This window comes from Pseudomonas cerasi (assembly GCF_027983475.1).
Classification (GTDB): Bacteria; Pseudomonadota; Gammaproteobacteria; order Pseudomonadales; family Pseudomonadaceae; genus Aquipseudomonas; species Aquipseudomonas cerasi.
Genome location: NZ_JAQJVM010000003.1, coordinates 1,351,021 through 1,374,923, shown reverse-complemented (window position 1 = coordinate 1,374,923; position 23,903 = coordinate 1,351,021). Strand labels below are relative to the sequence as shown.

The 23,903-nt window shown below is 58.9% G+C and carries 21 protein-coding genes; 2 read left to right on the top strand and 19 right to left on the bottom strand.

The window, feature by feature from the left end:
- Nucleotides 1-8: 8 nt before the first annotated feature.
- The 17 genes from nuoI to PI739_RS21520 all read right to left on the bottom strand — a co-directional run bounded on the left by nuoI (nt 9) and on the right by PI739_RS21520 (nt 18,831).
- Nucleotides 9-557: an NADH-quinone oxidoreductase subunit NuoI gene (gene nuoI / locus PI739_RS21600; RefSeq protein WP_002554018.1), complete on the bottom strand. Its 549-nt coding sequence runs from the start codon at nt 555-557 to the stop codon at nt 9-11.
- A gap of 11 nt (nt 558-568) precedes the next feature.
- The gene (gene nuoH / locus PI739_RS21595) at nt 569-1,576 is read right to left on the bottom strand and encodes an NADH-quinone oxidoreductase subunit NuoH (RefSeq protein ID WP_003371726.1); all 1,008 of its coding nucleotides are present in this window, start codon (nt 1,574-1,576) and stop codon (nt 569-571) included.
- Nucleotides 1,573-4,290 (bottom strand): NADH-quinone oxidoreductase subunit NuoG, encoded by a 2,718-nt coding sequence (nuoG, locus tag PI739_RS21590; protein WP_271352173.1) that lies wholly within the window; start codon nt 4,288-4,290, stop codon nt 1,573-1,575. The genes nuoH and nuoG overlap by 4 nt, the downstream gene beginning before the upstream one ends.
- 136 nt (nt 4,291-4,426) lie before the next feature.
- Nucleotides 4,427-5,785 carry an NADH-quinone oxidoreductase subunit NuoF gene (nuoF, locus tag PI739_RS21585; protein ID WP_003436020.1) on the bottom strand — a complete coding sequence of 453 codons (1,359 nt, stop codon included), beginning with the start codon at nt 5,783-5,785 and terminating at the stop codon, nt 4,427-4,429.
- A complete protein-coding gene (gene nuoE, locus PI739_RS21580) occupies nt 5,782-6,279 on the bottom strand; it encodes an NADH-quinone oxidoreductase subunit NuoE (protein ID WP_002554014.1) in 498 nt (165 codons plus the stop codon). The genes nuoF and nuoE overlap by 4 nt, the downstream gene beginning before the upstream one ends.
- A 2-nt stretch (nt 6,280-6,281) precedes the next feature.
- Nucleotides 6,282-8,063 carry an NADH-quinone oxidoreductase subunit C/D gene (nuoC, locus tag PI739_RS21575; protein WP_002554013.1) on the bottom strand — a complete coding sequence of 594 codons (1,782 nt, stop codon included), beginning with the start codon at nt 8,061-8,063 and terminating at the stop codon, nt 6,282-6,284.
- Nucleotides 8,064-8,137: 74 nt separating this feature from the next.
- Nucleotides 8,138-8,812: a NuoB/complex I 20 kDa subunit family protein gene (locus tag PI739_RS21570; protein ID WP_002554012.1), complete on the bottom strand. Its 675-nt coding sequence runs from the start codon at nt 8,810-8,812 to the stop codon at nt 8,138-8,140.
- A gap of 10 nt (nt 8,813-8,822) precedes the next feature.
- A complete protein-coding gene (locus tag PI739_RS21565) occupies nt 8,823-9,236 on the bottom strand; it encodes an NADH-quinone oxidoreductase subunit A (RefSeq protein ID WP_002554011.1) in 414 nt (137 codons plus the stop codon).
- Between the two features lie 463 nt (nt 9,237-9,699).
- A complete protein-coding gene (aceA, locus tag PI739_RS21560) occupies nt 9,700-11,025 on the bottom strand; it encodes an isocitrate lyase (protein WP_003436019.1) in 1,326 nt (441 codons plus the stop codon).
- 527 nt (nt 11,026-11,552) lie between these two features.
- Nucleotides 11,553-12,296, bottom strand: coding sequence for a secretin N-terminal domain-containing protein (locus PI739_RS21555; protein WP_058396339.1), 744 nt, complete (start codon nt 12,294-12,296; stop codon nt 11,553-11,555).
- Between the two features lie 185 nt (nt 12,297-12,481).
- A complete protein-coding gene (locus PI739_RS21550) occupies nt 12,482-12,904 on the bottom strand; it encodes a GNAT family N-acetyltransferase (protein ID WP_003371737.1) in 423 nt (140 codons plus the stop codon).
- Nucleotides 12,897-14,063, bottom strand: coding sequence for a ribosomal protein uL16 3-hydroxylase (locus PI739_RS21545; RefSeq protein WP_003371739.1), 1,167 nt, complete (start codon nt 14,061-14,063; stop codon nt 12,897-12,899). The genes PI739_RS21550 and PI739_RS21545 overlap by 8 nt, the downstream gene beginning before the upstream one ends.
- 60 nt (nt 14,064-14,123) lie before the next feature.
- On the bottom strand, nt 14,124-15,494 hold the full coding sequence (gene purB / locus PI739_RS21540) for an adenylosuccinate lyase (RefSeq protein ID WP_003371741.1): 1,371 nt from the start codon (nt 15,492-15,494) through the stop codon (nt 14,124-14,126).
- 131 nt (nt 15,495-15,625) lie between these two features.
- Nucleotides 15,626-16,246, bottom strand: a complete 621-nt coding sequence (hflD, locus tag PI739_RS21535) for a high frequency lysogenization protein HflD (RefSeq protein WP_003405097.1) — start codon at nt 16,244-16,246, stop codon at nt 15,626-15,628.
- Nucleotides 16,246-17,376, bottom strand: coding sequence for a tRNA 2-thiouridine(34) synthase MnmA (gene mnmA, locus PI739_RS21530; protein ID WP_011168961.1), 1,131 nt, complete (start codon nt 17,374-17,376; stop codon nt 16,246-16,248). Before mnmA ends, hflD begins: the two co-directional genes overlap by 1 nt.
- A gap of 60 nt (nt 17,377-17,436) precedes the next feature.
- Nucleotides 17,437-17,883 carry an NUDIX hydrolase gene (locus tag PI739_RS21525; protein ID WP_003350322.1) on the bottom strand — a complete coding sequence of 149 codons (447 nt, stop codon included), beginning with the start codon at nt 17,881-17,883 and terminating at the stop codon, nt 17,437-17,439.
- A gap of 42 nt (nt 17,884-17,925) precedes the next feature.
- Nucleotides 17,926-18,831, bottom strand: a complete 906-nt coding sequence (locus PI739_RS21520; RefSeq protein WP_054081086.1) for a LysR family transcriptional regulator — start codon at nt 18,829-18,831, stop codon at nt 17,926-17,928.
- Between the two features lie 303 nt (nt 18,832-19,134).
- Here PI739_RS21520 and PI739_RS21515 point away from each other — a divergent pair, with 303 nt between their 5' ends.
- The gene (locus PI739_RS21515; protein WP_054081085.1) at nt 19,135-20,016 is read left to right on the top strand and encodes an alpha/beta fold hydrolase; all 882 of its coding nucleotides are present in this window, start codon (nt 19,135-19,137) and stop codon (nt 20,014-20,016) included.
- A 151-nt stretch (nt 20,017-20,167) separates the two neighbouring features.
- Here the strand turns inward: PI739_RS21515 and PI739_RS21510 are convergent, their stop codons facing one another.
- Nucleotides 20,168-22,390 (bottom strand): NADP-dependent isocitrate dehydrogenase, encoded by a 2,223-nt coding sequence (locus PI739_RS21510; RefSeq protein ID WP_054081084.1) that lies wholly within the window; start codon nt 22,388-22,390, stop codon nt 20,168-20,170.
- A gap of 617 nt (nt 22,391-23,007) precedes the next feature.
- Nucleotides 23,008-23,292: a cold shock domain-containing protein gene (locus PI739_RS21505; protein ID WP_032609879.1), complete on the bottom strand. Its 285-nt coding sequence runs from the start codon at nt 23,290-23,292 to the stop codon at nt 23,008-23,010.
- 218 nt (nt 23,293-23,510) lie between these two features.
- On the opposite strand from PI739_RS21505, the gene clpS reads away from it, so the two are divergent.
- Nucleotides 23,511-23,873 carry an ATP-dependent Clp protease adapter ClpS gene (clpS, locus tag PI739_RS21500; protein ID WP_003405085.1) on the top strand — a complete coding sequence of 121 codons (363 nt, stop codon included), beginning with the start codon at nt 23,511-23,513 and terminating at the stop codon, nt 23,871-23,873.
- Nucleotides 23,874-23,903: the final 30 nt, after the last annotated feature.

Genomic DNA, 23,903 nt, shown 5'->3' with positions numbered 1-23,903 from the left:
TTACTTCCTTAAGGCAGCAAGCTCTTGACGTTGATCGGCTCGGCTTCGTTCTGTGCGGAGCCCTTGGGCTTGCCGCCGATGGCCATACCGGCAACGCGATAGAAGTTGTAGTCAGGGTTCTTGCCGGGTCCGGAGATCAGCAGGTCTTCCTTCTCGTACACCAGATCCTGACGCTTGAAGTCGGCCATCTCGAAGTCCGGCGTGAGCTGGATCGCGGTTGTCGGGCAGGCTTCTTCGCACAGGCCGCAGAAGATGCAGCGCGAAAAGTTGATGCGGAAGAAGTCGGGGTACCAGCGTCCGTCCTCTGTTTCGGCCTTCTGCAGCGAAATGCAGCCGACGGGGCAGGCTACTGCACACAGGTTGCATGCCACGCAGCGCTCTTCACCATCGGGGTCGCGGGTCAGGACGATGCGGCCGCGATAGCGGGGCGGAAGATAAACCTGCTCTTCGGGGTATTGCAGGGTGTCGCGCTTGCGAAAGCCGTGGCCGAAGACCATGACCAGGCTGCGCAACTGGGTACCCGTACCCTTAACGATGTCACCAATATATTTGAACATGGGTCAAATCCTCACTGAACCGAGCCTGCCGGTGTGTTCAACAACACAATCGCAGCAGTCACCAGCAAATTGATCAGGGTCAGCGGCAAACAGAACTTCCAGCTGAAATCCATGACCTGGTCATAACGCGGGCGCGGGATGGAGGCGCGCAGCAGGATGAACAGCATGATGAAAAACGCGGTTTTCAAGGCGAACCAGAAGAATGCCAGCGATGGCAGAATGTCGAACGGGCCGTGCCAGCCACCGAAGAACAGCGTCACCAGCAGCGCCGAGATCAAGATGATCCCGATGTATTCGCCCACGAAGAACATGCCCCATTTCATGCCGGCATATTCAATGTGGTAGCCGTCAGCCAGTTCCTGCTCGGCTTCCGGTTGGTCGAACGGGTGGCGGTGAGTGACCGCGACGCCTGCGATGAAGAACGTACAGAAGCCGAAGAACTGCGGAATGATGAACCACAGGTTCTGCGCCTGATATTCAACGATGTCGCGCATGTTGAACGAGCCGACCTGAACCACGATGCCCATCAGCGCAAGGCCCATGAACACTTCGTAGGACACGGTTTGTGCCGAAGCACGCAGGCTGCCCAGCAGGGCGAACTTGTTGTTGCTCGACCAGCCGGCGAACAGCACCGCATACACGGACAGACCGGCCATGGCGAAGAAGAACAACAGACCGATGTTCAGATCCGCGACGCCCCAGGTCGGGGTGATCGGGATGACCGCAAAGGCGATCAGCAGGGCACTCATGGCAACCACCGGCGCCAGGGTGAAGATCACCTTGTCGGCGAACGGTGGGGTCCAGTCTTCCTTGAAGAACATCTTCAGCATGTCGGCTGCGATCTGGAACATGCCGAACGGACCCACACGGTTCGGACCATAACGGTCCTGCCACCAGCCCAGCAGACGACGTTCGATGAAGCTCAGCAGGGCACCACAAACCACGACCGCCAGCAACACCACAATGGCCTTGACCACTGCAATGATTGCGTCGATCACATCAGGGGTAAACCAGGTCATTGCGCTACCTCCTGCAGACCGTCAACGGATTTGCCGAAGAGTGCTGGCGGAATGCCAGGCAGTCCTGCCGGCAATGCCACAAGGCCCGCGCCCAGTTCTTCGCTGATGCGCAACGGCAAGGTCAGCGTTTCACCGCCGATGCTCAAGGAGAGCAGGGCACCGTCGTTGACGCCGAGACGATCGGCTTCGGACTTGGCCACTGCGACATAGGCCTGCGGGATGCGTTCCTGAACCGGCGCGGCCAGAGACGAGGTTTCGTCGCTGCCAAACAGGTGGAAGAACGGCACGACCTGCCAGGTGCCGCGCTCTGGCGAGAACGCACGTGGCACGCTGGAGAACCAGGACAGACCATCGCCCTGGCTTTCGATCAGGCGAGTGCCCGGGTCGCCGGCGCGCAAGTGACCGCCGACTTCGTCCTGAAACTTGTTCCAGGCCTGCGGCGAGTTCCAGCCCGGCGACCAGGCGAATGGCACCTGCTGACGAGGCTCGGCCGAGCCCGAGTAGCCTTCCATGGAGAAGGAGAACGCTGTGTCGATGTCTTGCGAGGTGCGCGGCTCATGCACGCTGATGTTGGCTCGCATCGCGGTACGGCCGCTATAACGCAGCGGTTCGCGAGCCAGTTTCAGGCCCTTGATGCGGAACGACGCAGACGGCGCGGCGTTGACGATACCCGCCAGTTGCGGGGTGCTGCTGGCGCAGGCCTCGGTGACGTGGTCGAGTTGCGTCCAGTCAACCGGCTTGTTCAGCAAGGTGGCACGCAGGGCATGCAACCAGCGCCAGCCTTCGTGGACCAGAATGCTCGCATCCAGATAGGTCGGATCGAAGACCTGGAAGAAGCGTTGGGCACGGCCTTCCTGGCTGACCAGTGTGCCGTCGCCTTCGGCGAAGCTGGCAGCTGGCAGGATAAGGTGGGCGCGGTCGCTGGTCGGGGTTTTCTGATGGTCAGCGACGATCACGACCTTCGCAGCGCTCAGTGCGGCGTCGACGATCTTGGCGTCCACACGACGATACAAATCGTTTTCCAGCACCACGATGGCGTCGGCCTTGCCGGAGATCACCGCTTGCAGCGCGGCATCTACGGACTCGCCGCCGAACATCGCCAGGCCCATGCTGTTGGCTTCAGGCACGATCAGGCTGATGGAACCCTGCTTGTCGCGCAGCTTCAAGGCCTTGGCGATGTTGGCAGCAGCTTCGATCAGCGCTGTCGAACCCAGCGAACTGCCGGAAATGATCAGCGGTCGTTTGGCAGCCAGCAGCGCATCGGCAATGCGTTGCGCCAGTTCCAGCGCCTCGCTGTCCAGACCATCGACGGCAGGTGCGCTGGCGTCCAGGGCATGAGCCACGGCAAAACCGATACGCGCCAGATCATCGGGCGCTGCATGTACGCATTCTTCTGCAACATCGTCGAGACGGGTTTCGGCGAGGCTGGCGATGAACAGCGGATTGAGCTCGTGCTGACCGATGTTCTTCACGGCCGCGTCGAGCCACGGCTGGACTTTCATCGCCGCAGCCATGTCTTCAGCCTTGCCTTTGACGGCTTGGCGCAAGCCCAGAGCCATACGTGCCGCCGTCTGGGTCAGGTCCTCGCCGAGGACGAAGATGGCATCGTGATCTTCGATGTCGCGCAGGGTCGGGATCGGCAGCGGGCTGTCGTTCAGGACCTTGAGGATGAGTCTGACACGCTCCAGCTCACCGGCTTCGATACCGCTATAGAAATGCTCGGCCCCCACCAGCTCACGCAACGCATAGTTGCTTTCGAGGCTGGCGCGAGGAGAGCCGATACCGACGATGTTACGGCCGCGCAGCAGGTCCGCCGCCTTGTCCAGCGCCTCGTCCAGGCTCAGTTTGACCTGGCCGTCGACAAGCAATGGTTGGCGCGGGCGATCCTTGCGATTGACGTAGCCGTAGCCGAAACGTCCGCGGTCGCAGAGGAAGTACTGGTTGACCGAGCCGTTGTAACGGTTTTCGATGCGGCGCAATTCACCGTAGCGTTCACCCGGGCTGATGTTGCAGCCGCTGGAGCAACCGTGGCAGATGCTTGGTGAGAACTGCATGTCCCATTTGCGGTTGTAGCGCTCGGAGTGGGTCTTGTCCGTGAACACACCGGTCGGGCAGACCTCGGTTAGGTTGCCGGAGAACTCGCTTTCCAGCGTGCCGTCTTCAACGCGACCGAAGTACACGTTGTCATGGGCACCGTAGACGCCCAGGTCGGTGCCGCCCGCGTAGTCTTTATAAAAGCGTACACAGCGATAACAGGCGATGCAGCGGTTCATCTCGTGCGCGATGAAAGGCCCCAGCTCCTGATTCTGGTGGGTACGTTTGGTGAAGCGATAACGGCGCTCGTTGTGGCCGGTCATCACGGTCATGTCCTGCAGGTGGCAGTGACCGCCTTCCTCGCAGACCGGGCAGTCATGCGGGTGGTTGGTCATCAGCCATTCGACGACACTGGCCCGGAAGGCCTTGGACTCATCGTCTTCGATGGAAATCCAGGTGTTGTCGGTGGCTGGCGTCATGCAGGACATGACGATACGACCGCGTGTGTCGTTCTCGTCGGTGTACTGCTTGACCGCACACTGGCGACAGGCGCCAACGCTGCCAAGGGCAGGGTGCCAGCAGAAATAAGGGATATCGAGGCCCAGCGACAGACATGCCTGTAACAGGTTGTCTGCACCATCGACTTCGAGCGCTTTGCCGTCTACGTGAATAGTAGCCATGGTTCAAAGGTCTTCGTTGGCCCGTTGTCAGCGGGCGTGGCTAATGGAATCTCGGTAGTACCCGTATCGTTCAGCCCGGAGGACGTCAGCAGGTACGAGGACGGCAGCCCGAACAGCCGCCGACCGTTGTGTCTTGTTATGCGCCGACCACTGTCGGACTTTTGCCCGGAACGAGCGTGGCTGCGCTGGCTGGCGCGATACCGGCTTCGAACTCTGAGCGGAAATACTTGATCGCACTGCCCAAGGGTTCAACGGCGCCCGGTGCATGGGCACAGAAGGTCTTGCCAGGGCCGAGGAAATTGACCAGACCCAGCAGGGTTTCGATATCACCCGGCTGACCCTGACCGTTCTCGATGGCGCGAAGCATTTTCACGCTCCATGGCAAACCGTCGCGGCATGGCGTGCAGAAGCCACAGGACTCCTGAGCGAAAAACTCTTCCATGTTGCGCAGCAGCGAGACCATGTTGACCGAATCGTCGACCGCCATCGCCAGACCCGTACCCATCCGGGTGCCGACCTTGGCGATACCGCCTGCATACATCTGGGCGTCCAGATGCTCAGGCAGCAGGAACCCCGTACCGGCGCCTCCGGGTTGCCAGCACTTGAGCTTGAAGCCATCGCGCATGCCGCCGGCGTAGTCTTCGAACAGTTCGCGAGCCTGTACGCCGAAAGGCAGCTCCCACAAACCGGGGTTTTTGACCTTGCCGGAGAAGCCCATCAGCTTGGTGCCGTGGTCTTCACTGCCTTCGCGAGCCAGCGACTTGTACCAGTCGTTGCCGTTGTTGACGATGGCAGGCACGTTGCACAGGGTCTCGACGTTGTTCACACAGGTCGGCTTGCCCCAAACGCCTACTGCAGCGGGGAAGGGCGGCTTGGAGCGCGGGTTGGCGCGGCGGCCTTCCAGCGAGTTGATCAGTGCGGTTTCTTCACCGCAAATGTAGCGACCGGCACCGGTGTGCACGAACAGTTCGAAGTCGAACCCGGTGCCGAGAATGTTCTTGCCCAGCAAACCGGCGGCCTTGGCTTCCGCCACTGCGCGATTGAGGTGCTTGGCCGCAGTGACGTATTCGCCGCGCAGGAAGATATAGCCGCGATAGGCTTTCAGCGCGCGGGCACTGATCAGCATGCCCTCGACCAGCAGATGGGGCAGTTGCTCCATCAGCATGCGGTCTTTCCAGGTGTTGGGCTCCATCTCGTCCGCGTTGCACAGCAGGTAGCGGATGTTCATGGATTCGTCTTTGGGCATCAGGCCCCATTTCACACCGGTGGGGAAGCCTGCGCCACCGCGCCCCTTGAGGCCGGAATCCTTGACCGACTGGACGATATCGTCAGGCGCCTGTTGCGTCAGCGCCTTGCGCGCTGCGGCATAGCCGTCCTTGGCCTGGTACTCGTCGAGCCAGACCGGTTCGCCGTCGTCGCGCAGACGCCAGGTCAGCGGATGGGTTTCTGCCGTGCGCGCAATGCGGTTGGCAGGGCCGAAGGAAGTGATGGTCATAGGTAACCCTCCAGCATCTTGGCAACGCCAGCAGGCTGTACATCGCCGAAAGTGTCGTCGTCGACCATCACGGCCGGCGCCTTGTCACAGTTGCCGAGGCAGCAGACCGGCAGCAGTGTGAAACGACCGTCGGCGGTGGTCTGACCCAGGCCGATGCCCAGTGAGCTCTTGATCTCGTCGACCACGTTTTCGTGGCCGCCGATGAAGCACACCATGCTGTTGCAGACGCGAATGATGTGACGCCCGACCGGCTGGCGAAAGATCTGGCTGTAGAAGGTGGCAACGCCTTCGACGTCGCTGGCGGGAATGCCCAGCAGGTCGCCGATCGCGTAAATCGCGCCGTCGGGCACCCAGCCACGTTCCTTCTGAACAATTTTCAGGGCTTCGATGGACGCCGCGCGCGGGTCCTCGTAGTGATGCATCTCATGCTCGATGGCCGAGCGCTCGGTTTCGCTCAGCGCGAAACGGTCTGTCTGGATTAGCGGGCTATTCATGCTTAGCGGTCCACGTCGGCCATAACGAAATCGATACTACCCAGGTACGCGATCAAGTCCGCGACCATGCTGCCTTTGATCACCGAAGGGATCTGCTGCAGGTGCGGGTAACTCGGGGTGCGGATCCGGGTACGGTAGCTCATGGTGCCGCCGTCGCTCGTCAGGTAATAGCTGTTGATACCCTTGGTCGCTTCGATCATCTGGAAGGACTCGTTGGCCGGCATGACCGGGCCCCACGAAACCTGCAGGAAGTGCGTGATCAGGGTTTCGATGTGCTGCAGGGTGCGCTCTTTCGGCGGCGGCGTGGTCAGCGGGTGATCCGCCTTGTACGGACCTTCCGGCATGTTGCGCATGCACTGGTCGATGATCTTGATGCTCTGGCGCATCTCTTCGACGCGGACCATGCAGCGGTCATAGGCATCGCCATTGGCGGCCAGGGGCACTTCGAATTCGAAGTTCTCGTAGCCCGAGTAAGGGCGCGCCTTGCGCAGGTCGAAATCGCAACCGGTGGAGCGCAGGCCGGCACCGGTGACGCCCCATTCGAGGGCTTCCTTGGTGTTGTAGGCGGCGACGCCGACGGTACGACCCTTGAGAATGCTGTTCTGCAGGGCAGCCTTGGTGTATTCGTCCAGGCGCTTGGGCAGCCAGTCGACGAAGTCCTTGACCAGTTTTTCCCAGCCACGCGGCAGGTCGTGAGCGACCCCGCCGATGCGGTACCAGGCAGGGTGCAGACGGAAGCCGGTAATCGCTTCGATCACGGTGTAGGCTTTCTGGCGGTCGGTGAACGTGAAGAACACCGGTGTCATGGCGCCCACGTCCTGAATGTAGGTACCCAGGAACAGCAGGTGACTGGTGATACGGAAGAACTCGGCCATCATGATGCGGATGACGTCGACCTTTTCCGGCACCTTGATGCCTGCCAGCTTCTCGACCGAGAGCACATAAGGCAGGTTGTTCATCACCCCGCCCAGGTAATCGATACGGTCGGTGTAGGGAATGAAGCTGTGCCAGGACTGGCGTTCGGCCATTTTCTCGGCACCACGGTGGTGGTAGCCGATGTCCGGAACGCAGTCGACGATCTCTTCGCCGTCCAGTTGCAGAATGATACGGAACGCGCCGTGAGCAGAAGGGTGGTTCGGCCCCAGGTTGAGGAACATGTAGTCCTCGTTGGCGCCAGAGCGTTTCATGCCCCAGTCTTCCGGACGGAAGCGTGCGGCTTCCTCTTCCAGTTGCTGTTTGGCGAGGGTCAGGCTGTACGGGTCGAATTCCGTTGCACGGGCAGGGAAGTCCTTGCGCAGCGGATGGCCTTCCCAGGTTGGCGGCATCATGATGCGGCTCAGGTGCGGGTGGCCTGGGAAGTCGATGCCGAACATGTCCCACACTTCACGCTCGTACCAGTTGGCGTTCGGCCAGATGCTGGTAATCGTCGGTACGCTCAGGTCGCTTTCGGAAAGCGCTACCTTGATCATCACGTCGCTGTTTCGCTCGATCGACAGCAGGTGATAGAACACGGTGAAGTCTGCACCGGGCAGACCACGACGGTTTGTGCGCAGACGCTCGTCCACGCCATGCAGGTCATAGAGCATGGAGTAGGGCTTGGGCACGTTGCGCAGGAACGTCAGGATTTCAAACAGTCGGGCGCGCTCGACCCACAGCACGGGCATGCCGGTGCGAGTCGGCTGGGCAGTGAAAGCCTCGGCACCAAAACGGTTGTTCAGTTCAACGACGACATCTTGGTCGTCAGCCTTGTAAGGCGGGATGTACAGAGCGTTGTCTGCAGTCATAGGTCTCAATCACTTCGGTCAACGTACAGAATCAACCCCGGTTCTTGTCTTTTTTATAAGAAGAACGGGCTGGATCAGACTTCGTCGGGGCTGCGCAGGTTGGTCACCTGAATACGCTGTTCGCGGCGCTGTTCCTTTTGCGATGGCATCTCGGCGCGATACACGCCTTGATCGCCAACGACCCAGGAAAGAGGGCGACGCTCCTTGCCGATGGATTCCTGCAACAGCATCAAGCCTTGCAGAAACGCTTCGGGGCGGGGCGGGCAGCCGGGCACGTAGACATCCACGGGAAGGAATTTGTCCACCCCCTGGACCACTGAGTAGATGTCGTACATGCCACCGGAGTTGGCACACGAACCCATGGAAATGACCCACTTGGGTTCGAGCATTTGCTCGTAGAGACGCTGGATGATCGGCGCCATCTTGATGAAGCAGGTACCGGCAATGACCATGAAATCCGCCTGTCGTGGCGACGCCCGGATCACTTCAGCGCCAAAGCGCGCGATGTCGTGGGGTGCCGTGAAGGCGGTGGTCATTTCCACATAGCAGCACGACAGGCCGAAGTTGTAGGGCCACAGGGAGTTTTTACGTCCCCAGTTGACCGCACCGTTCAGCACGTCTTCCAGCTTGCCCATGTAGATGTTTTTGTGGACTTGATCTTCTAACGGATCGGAAACGGTTTCCCGTTTGCCGATGGGGTACTGCTCGTTAGGAGCGTCCGGGTCGATCCTGGTGAGATTATATTGCATCGCCAAAGCCTCATTGTTTCAGCTTCGCTTGCCGATTACGGCGACCTTCAGGAGCCCAGTCAAGAGCACCAACCCGCCATAGGTAGACAAGACCTGCCAACAGAATTGCTATGAAAACGAGAGCTTCGACGAATCCGGTCCAGCCGCTTTCGCGGACGGACACAGACCAGGCAAAGAGAAAGAGGGCTTCAATGTCAAAGATCACGAAAAGCATCGCGACCAGATAGAATTTTGCGGAGAGACGCAGGCGCGCACTGCCGGTAGGCAGCATGCCGGATTCGAAAGGTTCGTTCTTGCTGCGGCCCCAGGCCTTGCTTCCGAGCAGGCTGGAGAGACCGAGCATGAAGGCGCAAAGGCCGACAACACCCAAAAGGAAAATGGCGAAGCCCCAGTTATGGGCAATCAGACCTGTCGATTCGGGCATGCTGTCAGTCCTTGTTAGAGAGCAAAGGTCTCTGTGCTTGATAAAGAGTCGAGGCAGTGACGAAATGTCGCAGTGCGGTCAACGGATTGATTTTATGTGCAAACAGTTGGCAAGTAAATTTTCTACATCAAATTTATTTACGGAATTAATTGCCCAAGGCCTTTCAGGGAGGCTGCAGGGCCTGCCGGGCGGGCATCAGCGGGGATTTCGTTAATTATGTTTCTTGACCGAGAAAAGCAGGAAAACGCAATTTGAATGATAATTAATATCATTTGAAGTGGTCTTGATAGTTCAGCGTTCGGTAGTCGGCGCATAGTGGGTAACGGTACTGATTATAAAGTACGCCTTTTGTAGCATTCGCCCGGCAACTGCATATTGTCCGAAATCAATACCGGCACCTTCTGACACAAAAGACAGACCGCCCTGACGGACGGCCTGTGTTTTCAACGCGTTGCGCGGTGTATCAGTGGAATTGCTCTTCTTCGGTCGAGCCGGTGAGTGCGGTTACCGACGATACGCCGCCCTGAATCACGGTCGTCATGTCGTCGAAATAGCCGGTACCCACTTCCTGCTGGTGAGCCACGAAGGTATAACCCTTGGCAGCGTCGGCGAATTCCTGTTCCTGCAGCTTCACGTAGGCGGTCATGTCGTTGCGGGCGTAGTCATGCGCCAGATTGAACATGCTGTGCCACATGTTGTGAATGCCTGCCAGGGTAATGAACTGGTGCTTGTACCCCATCGCCGACAGCTCGCGCTGAAATTTGGCAATGGTTGCGTCGTCGAGGTTTTTCTTCCAGTTGAAGGACGGCGAGCAGTTGTAGGACAGCAACTGATCCGGGTATTCCTTTTTGATTGCCTCGGCGAAGCGGCGTGCCTCGTCCAGATCCGGCCTGGCGGTTTCGCACCAGATCAGATCGGCGTAGGGCGCGTACGCCAGACCGCGTGCGATGGCCTGATCGAGGCCGGCGCGAACCTTGTAGAACCCCTCATGAGTCCGTTCGCCGGTCACGAACGGCTTGTCATAGGGGTCGCAATCGGAAGTCAGCAGGTCGGCAGCGTTGGCATCAGTCCGGGCCAGAATGATGGTCGGTACACCGGCCACGTCGGCGGCCAGGCGTGCAGCGACCAGTTTCTGTATGGCTTCCTGAGTCGGGACCAGCACTTTGCCGCCCATGTGGCCACATTTCTTCACTGAAGCCAGTTGATCTTCGAAGTGCACCCCGGCGGCACCGGCCTCGATCATGCTTTTCATCAGCTCATAGGCATTGAGTACACCGCCGAATCCGGCTTCCGCGTCTGCCACGATCGGAGCGAAGTAGTCGATGTAGCCTTCGTCGCCCGGCGCCTTGCCGGCTTTCCACTGGATCTGGTCGGCACGGCGGAACGAGTTGTTGATGCGCTTGACCACGGTAGGCACCGAGTCAACCGGGTACAGCGACTGATCCGGGTACATGGACTCGGCAGAGTTGTTGTCGGCGGCGACCTGCCAGCCGGAAAGGTAGATGGCCTGAATGCCGGCCTTGACCTGCTGCACAGCCTGGCCACCGGTGAGGGCGCCCATGCAATTGACGAAATCCTTGTCCGGCCGAAAGGACGGTTTGGCACCCTGGGTCACCAGGTTCCACAGCTTGTGCGCGCCCAGCCGTGCAAAGGTGTGTTCGGGTTGAACCGAGCCGCGCAGGCGGACCACATCTGCAGCGGAATAAGTACGGGTCACGTTTTTCCAGCGCGGATTTTCAGCCCAGTCTTTCTCGAGAGCCGCTATTTGTTGTTCGCGTGTCAGTGCCATGGTGATAAACCTCTAGAAGTAGGTCTCGTTGGAAAGTCCTGCTCCGCCAAAACGCCTCGTTTATCGAAGGCACGGTAGATGGCTGCTCGCTGATCCGGGGTTTTGCCTGAAGCCGCATGTTATGAGTGGCGCGACGGGCGAACGAGGTGCTCGAGGGGAGAGCGGGCGTCCGGACATGAGGCTGTCAGGTGGACAGTCGGGCCTGCAGTGGCGTTGTGCATCACCGTCGGCCTTGCCGGGTTACCGTTTACGCTTCCGTCCCTCGGGACAACTTCGTTCCAGTCGCAACCTCGTCAAACTGCCTTGTGGGCGATGCGGACACGAATCGGCTCTGCGGGTGTGTGAGAGCGGCGACTCGAAGGCTTTTTGCAAAGCCTCTGATTAGCGGGAGCGAGGCAATCATGCCTCGCACTTCAGGGGGCGTCAAACGTTTTGTAGTGCTTTTTTTAAATCACTACATATTTGTGAAAAGTAGACCGGACAGTCATCAAAAGGCCCGTAAGTATTGGGTTTTCAGCCCGTGCAGGCTATTCGAGGGTTTCGACCTTTACACGCAAAATCATATCGTCACGACCCTGTGTGGAATAGCGTTGCGCCAGGCCACTTTGATCCGCGACGGATTCATTGCTGTTGCTCGCCAGTGTGATCCATTCTCCCAGCCGTCCGCTGACCTGGCTGTCAGTACTCTGCACCTTGATAGCGTCGGGTCGCTCCTGGCTTATGCGGTCATGATTGGTGCTGATACTCAGGTGAACCGTGTCGCCGGTTACGCTGGCCGTGACGTAAAAACCTTGGGTTACATTGCGGTACTCGGTGTCGCTTCGGGAATATCCGTAGGCGTCCGTGGATGAGGAGGTCAGCGGCACACTCTGGCCAACCTGTATGAGTGCAGGGGTGCCCTCGCTGGTCTGCACTTGTTGCACGCCGCCTTCACGGCTGGCGGTACCGTACTGAATAACCCGCGAGCCACTGCTGCTGCGGGTCGCGCTGTCGCTGGTGTCGACGCTGATCAGCAAGCGTTTCGGTGCCGTATCGAGCTGCGAGATCAAGGCGCGAAGTTCTTCGATCTTGCGTGACTCTGCATTCACGATCAGTTGATTGCCGTAGGCGCTGACGGTGCCTTCGTCCCCCAGAAAGGATTTGGCGACCGGCAACAGATCGGCACTGGTGCGGTAGTTGAGCGGGACGACTTCGGTCGCCGCGAAGACCTGAGCGCTGAAGACGATCAGCATCGAGGTGAGCGCTGCATTGAGCAAGTTGCGTACTGACATGTTCATTCTCCGCGGTGAGCGCGTAAAGCATGATTGTGCCACTGTGTCGGCTGCAGGCAATCAAGCTGAATGGTCAGGCATAAAAATGCCCTGCGGCTTTTCGGTTCGACCTTGAGGGGGCGAGCGAAAAAGAGCAGGGCGATCATCATGTAGTGCCGCTGCAAGCGCCTACATAACGGCGTTGATCACGCTTCGCGGAGCATATCAACGTGTGGCAGGCCGGCTTCGAGAAACTCGTCGCTGATAACCGAAAAGCCGAAGCGCTGATAAAACTCGACGGCCTGCACCTGAGCGCTCAGCTTGAGCGGCTTGAGCCCACGCTGTTCGGCTTCATGGATCACTGCACCCAGCAGAGCCTCGCCGACCTTCAGGCCACGCCAGTCTCTCAGGACTGACAGGCGACCGATCTCGCCATCGGGCAGCAGTCGGGCAGTGCCCACCGCATATTCACCCTCGTACGCAAGAAAATGCACGGCACCTGCGTCTTCGGCATCCCACTCCAGTTCCGGCGGCACCGATTGTTCGGCAATGAATACCGAATCGCGTATGCGCCGGATATCGGCGTTGTTTTTCTGCCATTGGGCGACAGTTACAGTGACTTTATTCATCGGCAAATCCCAGGCTTCCTTGTTTTACGAGTTCGCAAAGCAAATTGCGCCCCTCGTCATCGGCCAACCATTGGCCAAGGTTTTCGCTGTGCAATGCATCGGCGGCACAGATCAGTTTGAGCAGGTCACGCAGGCTGCCCGGCAGCAGGCGGCTCTGGCCACTGGCAAACAGTAGCAGATCGTCATCGACTTCAGACCACGCCAGCCGTGCGCTCGGGTTACGAATCAGCACCGCGCCCTGCTCAAGGCTGTCGAGCAGGTCCTGTTCGTCGAGCTCTGGGCCGGTCACCAGTTCCGGGTAGCGCGGTTCGGTCATGAACTGGCCGAACCAGGTCAGCAGCAGGCGTTCGTCACTCATGTGCTCGGCCAGCAGCGTTTTCAGGCGATCAAGCGCGTCATGCTGGATCTGATGAGGATCGCTGACCGGCTGGGCGTCAGCATCGGTGTAGCGCTCTTCGTCCGGTATGAACTGGCTGAGGAAGTCAGTGAAGTGAGTCAGGACTTCGGCGGCGCTTGGTGCACGGAAACCGACCGAGTAGGTCAGGCAGTCGTCGACGGCGACGCCGCAGTGCGCCAGGCGCGGCGGTAGATAAAGCATGTCGCCCGGTTCCAGCGTCCACTCTTCGGTCTTCTCGAATTCGGCAAGGATGCGCAGGTCGGCATGCTGCAGCAGCGGGCTTTCCGCATCGCACATCTGGCCGATCTGCCAGTGGCGTTTGCCATGCCCCTGAAGCAGGAACACATCATAGTTGTCGAAGTGCGGACCGACGCTGCCGCCAGGGGCTGCGTAGCTGATCATCACATCGTCAATCCGCCAGCTGGGCAGAAAGCGGAAGTTTTCCAGCAGCTCGCTGACTTCCGGAACGAATTGGTCCACGGCCTGGACCAGCAGCGTCCAGTCGCGCTCGGGCAGTTTGCTGAATTCGTCTTCAGCGAACGGGCCACGACGCAGCTCCCACGGGCGCTCGCCGTTTTCGATGACCAGGCGCGACTCCACTTCTTCTTCCAGGGCGAGGCCGGCAAGCTCGTCCGCGTCGATCGGGCTTTGAAAGTCCGGCAGAGCCTGGCGGATCAGCAGCGGTTTTTTCTGCCAGTAGTCACGCAGGAAAACGCGAGCAGTGATGCCGCCCAGAAGTTGTAGAGGAATATCAGGATTCATGTGTAAGCCCTTGAAATGAAAACGCCCGGCACAGCCGGGCGTGTGCAATTTTTTTGCGTGTCAGATGCGCTTGGCCTGAGCGGCTGCGTTACCGATGTAATTGGCAGGCGTGAGCTTCTTGAGCTCGGCCTTGGCTTCGGCAGGCATGTCCAGGCCGTCGATGAAAGTCTGCAGCGCTTCAGGGCCGATGCCCTTGCCGCGTGTCAGCTCTTTCAGTTTTTCGTACGGGTTTTCGATGTTGTAACGACGCATGACGGTCTGAATCGGCTCTGCCAGAACTTCCCAGCAAGCGTCCAGATCGGCGGCAATGCGCTGCTCGTTCAGTTCCAGCTTGCTGATGCCCTTGAGGCTGGCTTCGTAGGCAATGACGCTATGGGCAAAGCCGACGCCCAGGTTGCGCAGTACGGTGGAGTCGGTCAGATCACGCTGCCAGCGGGACACAGGCAGCTTGCTCGCCAGATGCTGGAACAGTGCGTTGGCGATGCCCAGGTTGCCTTCGGAGTTTTCGAAGTCGATCGGGTTGACCTTGTGCGGCATGGTCGAGGAGCCGATTTCGCCAGCAATGGTGCGCTGCTTGAAATAGCCCAGCGAGATGTAGCCCCAGATGTCGCGGTCGAAGTCGATCAGGATGGTGTTGAAGCGGGCAATGGCGTCGAACAGCTCGGCAATGTAGTCGTGCGGTTCGATCTGCGTGGTGTACGGGTTGAAACCCAGGCCCAGCTCGTCTTCGATGAAGGCCCGCGCATTGGCTTCCCAGTCGATGTCTGCATAGGCAGAGAGGTGGGCATTGTAGTTGCCGACTGCGCCGTTGATTTTGCCGAGCAACGGGACTGCTGCGATCTGACTGATCTGGCGCTCGAGGCGGTAAACGACGTTTGCCAACTCCTTGCCCAGTGTGGTCGGGGAGGCGGGCTGGCCGTGAGTGCGGGACAGCATCGGCACGTCTGCAAAGCGAATCGCCAGCTCGCGGATGGCGTCGGCGATCTGGCGCATCAGTGGCAGCACTACGGTGTCGCGACCCTCGCGCAGCATCAGTGCGTGAGACAGGTTGTTGATGTCTTCGCTGGTGCAGGCGAAGTGGATGAACTCGCTGACCTTTTCCAGCTCTGGCAATTTGGCAGCCTGCTCCTTGAGCAGATACTCCACAGCCTTCACGTCATGATTGGTGGTGCGCTCGATTTCCTTGACGCGCTCGGCATGTTCCACGGAGAAGTCTTCAGCCAGGGCATCCAGGATGGCATTGGCTTGCGCGGAGAAGGCCGGGACTTCGGTGATTTGCGGGTGAGCCGCAAGACGCTGGAGCCAGCGAACTTCAACCATCACGCGGAAACGGATCAGGCCGTATTCGCTGAAAATAGGGCGCAAGGCCTGGGTTTTGCCGGCGTAGCGGCCATCAACAGGGGAAACCGCAGTGAGCGAAGAAAGCTGCATGGGATGCTCTCGGACAGTCGGGCGACGAAAAGGGCGCATATCATACATGAAAAGTCAGTCGGACCGGAGCCCGCCGACCAGCGTAGACAGCGTCGTGCCTGGGGTGGTGAAGGTCATTGGCGCGCGGCGGGTCAGCCGTGCAGCAATGGGTAGAGTTCTTTCAACAACTTGCGGCGGCTGAACACCAGTTGCCAGCGATGACCGCCAACTTGCCGCCACAGGCGGGCAGAGCGTATACCGGCCAGCAGAATGCCGCGAATCTTCGAGGCATTGTTCGGCTGCTGCAGGTTACGCATGTCGCCTTGTACCTGAATGCGCTGGCGCAAGGTACTCAGGGTGTCCTGGTACAGCGCGCCGGTCGCGGCAATCACGTTCTCATGCGCGATGCCAAAATGCTCGACCTGGGACTGAATCACCGGAATGCGTTTGCCGATCACTTCAAGCAGGTCATCGCGCTTGGCCAGCTGGCGCTCGAGGCCGAGCATCGACAGGGCGTAGCGCAACGGTTCGCGTTGCAAGGTTGCCGGGTCACGTTCCAGGGCGCTGGCCATGGCGCGATAGCCTTCGTGCAGGTTGAGATCGTCGCCGCCGTAAACGTCCAGCGTATCCTTGGGGTCGACCACCAGCAGGCTGCCGAGCATGCAGCTCAGGGCTGCTTCGCTGATCTGACCGGTCTTGGCGATCCGGTCGACCAGCACGGCGGCCTGGAATACACCGCCCAGAGCGATCAGTTGTTCCTGAGTCGGGCTCATCAACGCTTGTCCTTGCTGGTCCAGGGTTCGGCAATTTCGATCACGCCGCCGCCCAGACAGATTTCGCCGTCGTAGAACACCACGGACTGGCCGGGGGTGACGGCGCGCTGCGGGTCATCGAATGTGGCGCGGTAACCGTCGGCGGTCTTTTCCAGCGTGCACGGCTGGTCGCCTTGACGATAACGGACCTTCGCGGTGAGCTTGCGCGGGCTGCTCAGGTCGATCGGGTTGACCCAATAGATTTCCGAAGAAACCAGCGCACGGGAAAACAGCCAGGGGTGATCATTGCCCTGACCGACAATCAGTTCATTGTTGTCCAGGTCCTTGACCAGCACGTACCACGGATCATCACTGGCGTCCTTGAGGCCGCCGATGCCCAGGCCCTGGCGCTGGCCGATGGTGTGGTACATCAGGCCGCTGTGACGACCGATGACTTCACCCTCGGTGGTCTTGATTTCGCCGGGCTGGGCGGGCAGGTACTGGCGCAGAAAATCAGTGAAGCGGCGCTCGCCAATGAAGCAGATTCCGGTGGAATCCTTCTTCTTGGCAGTGGCCAGGCCGTGTTTTTCGGCAATGGCCCGGACTTCCGGTTTTTCCAGTTCGCCAACCGGGAACAGCGTCCGGGCGATCTGCTCGCCGCCAACGGCGTGCAGGAAGTAGCTCTGGTCCTTGTTCGGGTCCAGGCCCTTGAGCAGCTCGGTACGTCCATCGATATCACGGCGGCGCACGTAATGGCCTGTAGCGATAAGGTCAGCGCCCAGCATCAGTGCGTAGTCGAGAAACGCCTTGAACTTGATTTCGCGGTTACACAGGATGTCCGGGTTAGGGGTACGCCCGGCCTTGTACTCTTCAAGGAAGTGCTCGAAGACGTTGTCCCAGTACTCGGCCGCGAAGTTGGCCGTGTGCAGCTTGATGCCGATCTTGTCGCACACGGCCTGGGCGTCCGCCAGGTCTTCGCGGGCGGTGCAGTATTCCGTTCCGTCGTCTTCTTCCCAGTTCTTCATGAACAAGCCTTCCACCTGATAACCCTGCTCCATGAGCAGTACGGCGGAAACGGAAGAGTCCACGCCGCCGGACATGCCGACTATGACGCGCTTCATTTCTGAGTTCGAGGGGGCTGGATCACGCATGGGGGTTCAACGGCTGACCTGTAAAAGGACGCGATTCTATCAGGCTGAGGGCGTCGAGTCTCACGCCTTGTCGCGCAGCAGGTCGAGACTGAAATGTTCGCCATCGAGGTAGTCGTCCAGACAACGCAATACCAGCTCGCTGCGCCAGCGCTCCTGTTGGGCCACTAGTTCATCGCGAGTCAGCCAGACTGCGCCGACGATGCCTTCATCGAGTTGATACTCCGGGTGGTGGCGCAGGCCCTTGGCGGCAAAGCAGATTCGCTGGTAGGTCACGCCATTGCTCGGCGCGGTGTACAGGTAGATGCCCACCACGCTGGTCAATTCGACGTCCCAACCGGTTTCTTCCAGGGTTTCACGCACGGCGGCACGTTGCAGGCTTTCGTTCGGGTCCAGGTGCCCGGCGGGTTGGTTGAGTACAGCGCGTCCGCCTTTGATTTCCTCAACGAAAAGAAAGCGGCCTTGATCTTCGACGATGGTGGCGACGGTAACGTGGGCTTGCCAGGTCATGGTAATGGTCTCTTTGCAGGGGATTGGGTCGACCGTAACAGCTTATTGGTGCTCGAACTGCAGGTCATGCCTCAGTGCGCTGACGCAGAAGTCCACAAAGGCTCGCACTTTGGATGAGCGACGACGGCCCTCCAGGTAAACAACGTGAACCGGTTCCGGCGTTATTTCGAACGTCTCCAGAACACACTTGAGCGTGCCTTCCTGCAGGTGATCGCGTATCTGATAGTACGGCACCTGGGTCAGCCCCCAGCCTTGTAATGCTGCGCTGATCGCCGCCTGATAAGACGTCAGGCTGAGTCTCGAGGCGACATCGACCGAATAATTATTGTCATCGATCCGGAAAAGCCATTGAGGCGGGCGTTCGGCGGTGGTGGTTGAAACCGTCGAATGCTGTCGCAAATCGTCGGGATGCTGCGGAACTCCATGCTTTTCGAGATAGGCCGGGGATGCGCAAACCATGCGCCGCACGCTACCTGTCGGGATTGCGGTCAGAGACGAATCGGGCAGGGCACCGATCCTGACGGCCACGTCGACGCCCTCATCGAGCATGGACACTACCCGGTCGACCAGAATGGCACGGATGTCCACAGCCGGAAAACGCTCGAGAAAGCTCGTCATTACGGGCACGACATGCAGCGCGCCGAACATCTGGGGTGCGGTGATCGTCAGCATGCCGCCTGGCACTGCATGCAAGCCGCCTGCCGCGCTTTCAGCCTCATCAAGGTCGGCAAGCAGTCGGCGGCAATCAGCGGCGAAGCGCTGGCCCGCCTCGGTGAGCCGCATGTTGCGAGTGGTGCGCACCACCAGCAGGATGCCCAGGCGGCTCTCCAGACTCGCGACAGCCCGGGTTACCGTGGCGGTCGACAGGCCAAAGTGGCGGGCTACCCCGGCAAAACTGGTTTGCTCGGCAAGTCCGGCAAAAAGCGTCATTTCCTGAATACGGTCCATAGGCAGCCTGCTTGCCACGAAAGATGCGAAATCGTATCAGCATTTCAGAAATTGAAAGGGTGAATTGATTTTTTCGGTAATTCTGCAGTCCGGTTGCAATGACTAGGATGGCGACTCATTCATCCAGCCCGGTCAGACTCTGCTATGAAAAATTCCGGTTCAGTCGACGCTGAAAATGCCGCATCCGGTGTCAGTCGGCGCAAGGTTTTACAGGCGTCAGCGTTAGGCGCTGCTTCTGCTCTCGGGGCGTCGTTGGTGAGCGCCGCTTCTGCAAGCAATAAACCTCTATCCAGGGAAAGTGCAATGAGCATTGATGATGCCTTCCGCGTGACGTTTCACACTCAGCAGGTAGGGGACGTCAATGTGTTCTATCGCGAAATCGGAGCCAAGGACGCCCCTGTGCTGCTGTTGCTTCATGGTTTCCCGAGTGCCAGTCACATGTTTCGTGACCTGATGCCATTGTTGGCGAGTCAGTACCGCCTGATCGCTCCCGATCTGCCCGGATTCGGTAATACCAAAGCACCACCGCGCGGGCAGTTCGATTACACATTCGAAAACCTTTACAAGGTAATCGAGGGCTTCACCGAGGCGCTGGGCCTGAAGAAGTATGCGTTATACATATTCGACTATGGCGCACCGACAGGTTTGCGGCTCGCAGCGGCGAACTCGGAGAAGGTCACCGCAATCATCAGTCAGAACGGCAATGCCTACCTGGAGGGATTCAGCGATCAATGGGGCCCGTGGCAAGCCTATTGGCGCGAGCCTTCGGCAGCCAATCGTGAAGCCTGTCGCGCCTCGCTGTCACCGCAAGTCATCCGGGACTGGCAATACGGTACGGGAGCCGATCCTGAAAAGCTTTCTCCCGATGGCTGCAACCTCGACATTCTGTATATGGCGCGGCCGGGCGCAGAAGAGATCCAGCTTGATCTGATTCTCGACTACCGCAGTAACGTAGCGGCTTACCCCTCGTTTCAGGAATACCTGCGCAAATATCAGCCACCCTTGCTGGCGGTCTGGGGCAAGCATGATCCTGCGTTCATACCTCCGGGCGCGCATGCTTTTCGCAAGGACGTCCCGGCGGCTGAAGTGCATCTGCTGGATGCAGGCCACTTTGCATTGGAAACGCACGCGCCGGAGGTCGCTGAATACATTCGCGACTTTCTTTCGCGCGCGCTGAAAAGCTGAAGGGGGCAATCATGTTCTTGAGCAGGGATCTCCCAGGCTTGCGAGATCAAACCTGTAACTGAAATTTTTCATGGGTAAAAAAATCCCCGGCAACAGGCCGGGGATTTTTTTGCGAGGCGGTGCATTTTTATGCACCGCCTCGGATTGCCTCTTACAGCGCGGCGATAGCCGCGTTGAGCGTGGCGCTCGGGCGCATGGCCTTGCTGGTGACTTCCGGGTTAGGGAAGTAGTAGCCGCCAATGTCTACCGGCTTGCCCTGAACCGCGTTCAGCTCGGCAACGATTTTTTCTTCGTTGTCGGTCAGGGTTTTCGCCAGAGGTGCGAACTGCGCCTTGAGGTCTGCATCGTCGTTCTGAGCAGCCAGTGCCTGAGCCCAGAACAGGGTCAGGTAGAAGTGGCTGCCGCGGTTATCGATACCGCCGACCTTGCGCGAAGGCGACTTGTTACGGTCCAGGAACTCGCCAGTGGCCTGGTCGAGGGTCTTGGACAGAACCAGTGCTTTCGGATTGTTGTAGGCATGGCCCAGATGCTCGAGGGACGCTGCCAGAGCCAGGAATTCACCCAGCGAATCCCAGCGCAGGAAGTTTTCCTCGACGAACTGTTGCACGTGCTTCGGAGCCGAACCACCTGCGCCGGTTTCGAACAGGCCGCCGCCGTTCATCAGCGGAACGATCGACAGCATCTTCGCGCTGGTGCCCAGTTCCATGATCGGGAACAGGTCGGTCAGGTAGTCGCGCAGTACGTTACCGGTGACCGAAATGGTGTTCTTGCCTGCGCGAGTGCGTTCCAGGGTCAGCTTCATCGCGTCGACAGGTGACAGGATCTGGATATCCAGGCCCGACGTGTCGTGGTCGCCCAGGTACTTGCGCACTTTTTCGATCATCACGCTGTCATGGGCGCGGGACGAATCCAGCCAGAAGATAGCCGGGGTATTGCTGGCGCGGGCACGATTGACGGCCAGTTTCACCCAGTCCTGAATCGGTGCGTCCTTGGCCTGGCACATGCGCCAGATATCGCCCGCTTCGACCTTCTGTTCCATCAGCAGGTTGCCCTGGCTGTCAGTTACACGAACAACGCCGTTGGTCTGAATGTGGAACGTCTTGTCGTGGGAGCCATACTCTTCGGCCTTCTGAGCCATCAGGCCGACGTTCGGTACGCTGCCCATGGTGGTCGGGTCGAATGCGCCATTTTTCTTGCAGTCTTCGATGACTGCCTGATAGATGGTGGCGTAGCAGCGATCCGGAATCACGGCCTTGGCATCGTGCAACTGACCGTCTGTGCCCCACATCTTGCCGGAGTCACGAATCATTGCCGGCATTGAGGCGTCGACGATGACGTCGCTCGGCACGTGCAGGTTGGTGATGCCCTTGTCGGAATTGACCATCGCCAGCTGTGGGCGAACGGCGTAGACCGCTTCGATATCAGCCTTGATTTCTGCCTGCTTGTCAGCGGGCAGGCTAGTGATGCGCTCGTACAGGTCGCCGATGCCGTTGTTCAGGCTGAAGCCGATCTGCTTGAGCGTATCAGCGTGCTTGGTCAGCGCATCCTTGTAGAACTCGTCGACGATCTGGCCGAACATGATCGGGTCGGAGATCTTCATCATGGTCGCTTTCAAGTGCACCGAAAACAGCACGCCCTGCTTGCGGGCGTCTTCGATTTCGGCAGCAATGAAGCTGCGCAGGGCCTTGGCGCTCATGACCGAGCAGTCGACGACTTCGCCAGCCTTGACGGCGGTTTTTTCCTTCAGGACGGTGGTGGTGCCGTCCTGAGCGACGAGTTCGATCTTGACGGTATTGTCGGCCGCGATCTCGGCGGCTTTTTCGCTGCCGTAGAAGTCGCCGTTGCTCATGTGTGCAACGTGAGCCTTGGAGTCAGCTGACCAGGCGCCCATCTTGTGCGGGTGCTTGCGCGCGTAGTTCTTGACCGACAGCGGGGCGCGGCGATCAGAGTTGCCTTCGCGCAGAACCGGGTTCACGGCGCTGCCCTTGGTCTTGTCGTAGCGTGCGCGGGTTTCTTTTTCCGCGTCAGTGGCAGGATTTTCAGGGTAGTCAGGGATGTTGTAGCCCTGATTCTGAAGCTCCTTGATGGTCGCCTTCAATTGCGGGACCGAGGCGCTGATGTTAGGCAGCTTGATGATATTGGCTTCTGGCGTGGTAGCCAGTTTGCCCAGCTCGGCGAGATGATCCGGCACTTTTTTGTCGGCAAGCAATTCCGGGAAGCTGGAAAGAACACGGCCCGCCAGAGAAATGTCGCGTGTTTCCACGTCGATATCGGAGGTCGCTGTGAACGCTTCGATAATAGGCAGCAGGGAGTAGGTGGCGAGGGCCGGAGCTTCGTCGGTGAAGGTGTAGATGATCTTCGAGCGGTTGGACATTCGTATTAACTCTCTTTTGCTGAGCATGCACAAAATCTCGATACGCGCATTCTAAGCGCGCTTGCCCACGGTTCGGCCATGAGCCAGGTCGAGGTTTATTCGCGGTGATGTTGGGTGCATCAGTCGAGCGTCAAGCTGTCGGGTCAGGTAGCAGCCCGACGCATAAGGAAGGCCGAGGGTCAGAATTCGGACGGGTCGGCCTTGATGACTCTGCGGTCACGGCGCGAGTATATCAAACCATTGGCACCAAGCATTAATGCTATGCGAGCTATCGAAAAATGAATATCCGCCGTTGGTCGAACGTGCGGTTTGCCAGACAGGCACTCGGAGTGGCTGGCGCATCGGCCCCAGCAGGCCTGAAGGTAGGGCGAATTCGATGGGAGAGGGGCGAACTTCCATTGTACGGGCTGGGCTGCGCAGGCCATATGAACGTCCTGGAGTCTGGGCATCCGCGGTGCAACAACCGCTAATTCGATACCCTGTGGAGCGCGACGGGTATAAAGCAGACCAACATAGCTGTCTCTTTATGTGTCCGGCAAAGCTCATTGCGTGCTTCTGGCAGTTCGGCTGCTCTGATGGCTGCCGTTATACATCAACTGACTTTTTCAACACGAGCATCAGGCGTCCGCGTGAGCGTGGTCCTGCTGAAGCAGCGGCTGCGTGTCCTTTGCCGGATCCAGCTTTTTCTCTTCCGAGCTGTTGATTTTTATTGCCTGCAGCCCTTTAGGGCCGTGAGCGACTTCAAATCTGACTTTCTGGCCAGCCTTGAGGGTTTTGTAACCTTCCATTTCGATAGCCGAGAAATGAACGAACAGGTCCTCGTCACTCTTGCCTTCAGCGTTTATGAACCCAAACCCTTTTGCATTGTTGAACCACTTGACTTTTCCTTCAATCATCACCATCTCCCTCTGCAAAGGACTCCGTCAGGAGTATCATCCACTTCAATCCGCTGCCCACCCAAAAAATTTTGGTTGACTGTGCGGACCCTTTTTACCCAATGTGGGCTCTATTGGTTGTAACACCGTTTAGCTGATAGTCAAGGTCATGTGGCAGCCCATTTAAAAACCGTCCAGACTGCGACTAAATTGCTCAATCCGCCCTCAAACGAACATTTCTTTCCATGCATGCATTCAGCAAGATTCGACTAACATTCAATCAGGATGATCCGCAGTCGCACGAGGACGACTCGGCGGGCATTGCGGTGCAGGACGCCAAGCCGACCCTGCAGGCGCCACCGATGTACAAGGTGGTTTTATTCAACGATGACTACACCCCGATGGATTTCGTCGTAGAAGTGCTCGAGGTGTTTTTTAACCTGAATCGTGAGCTGGCTACCAAAGTCATGCTGGCCGTCCATACAGAGGGACGGGCAGTCTGCGGATTGTTTACCCGCGACATCGCCGAGACCAAGGCAATGCAGGTCAATCAATACGCCAGGGAGAGCCAGCATCCGCTACTCTGTGAGATCGAGAAGGACGGTTAAACGCCGACCACTTGGGTATGAGGTGAAGCT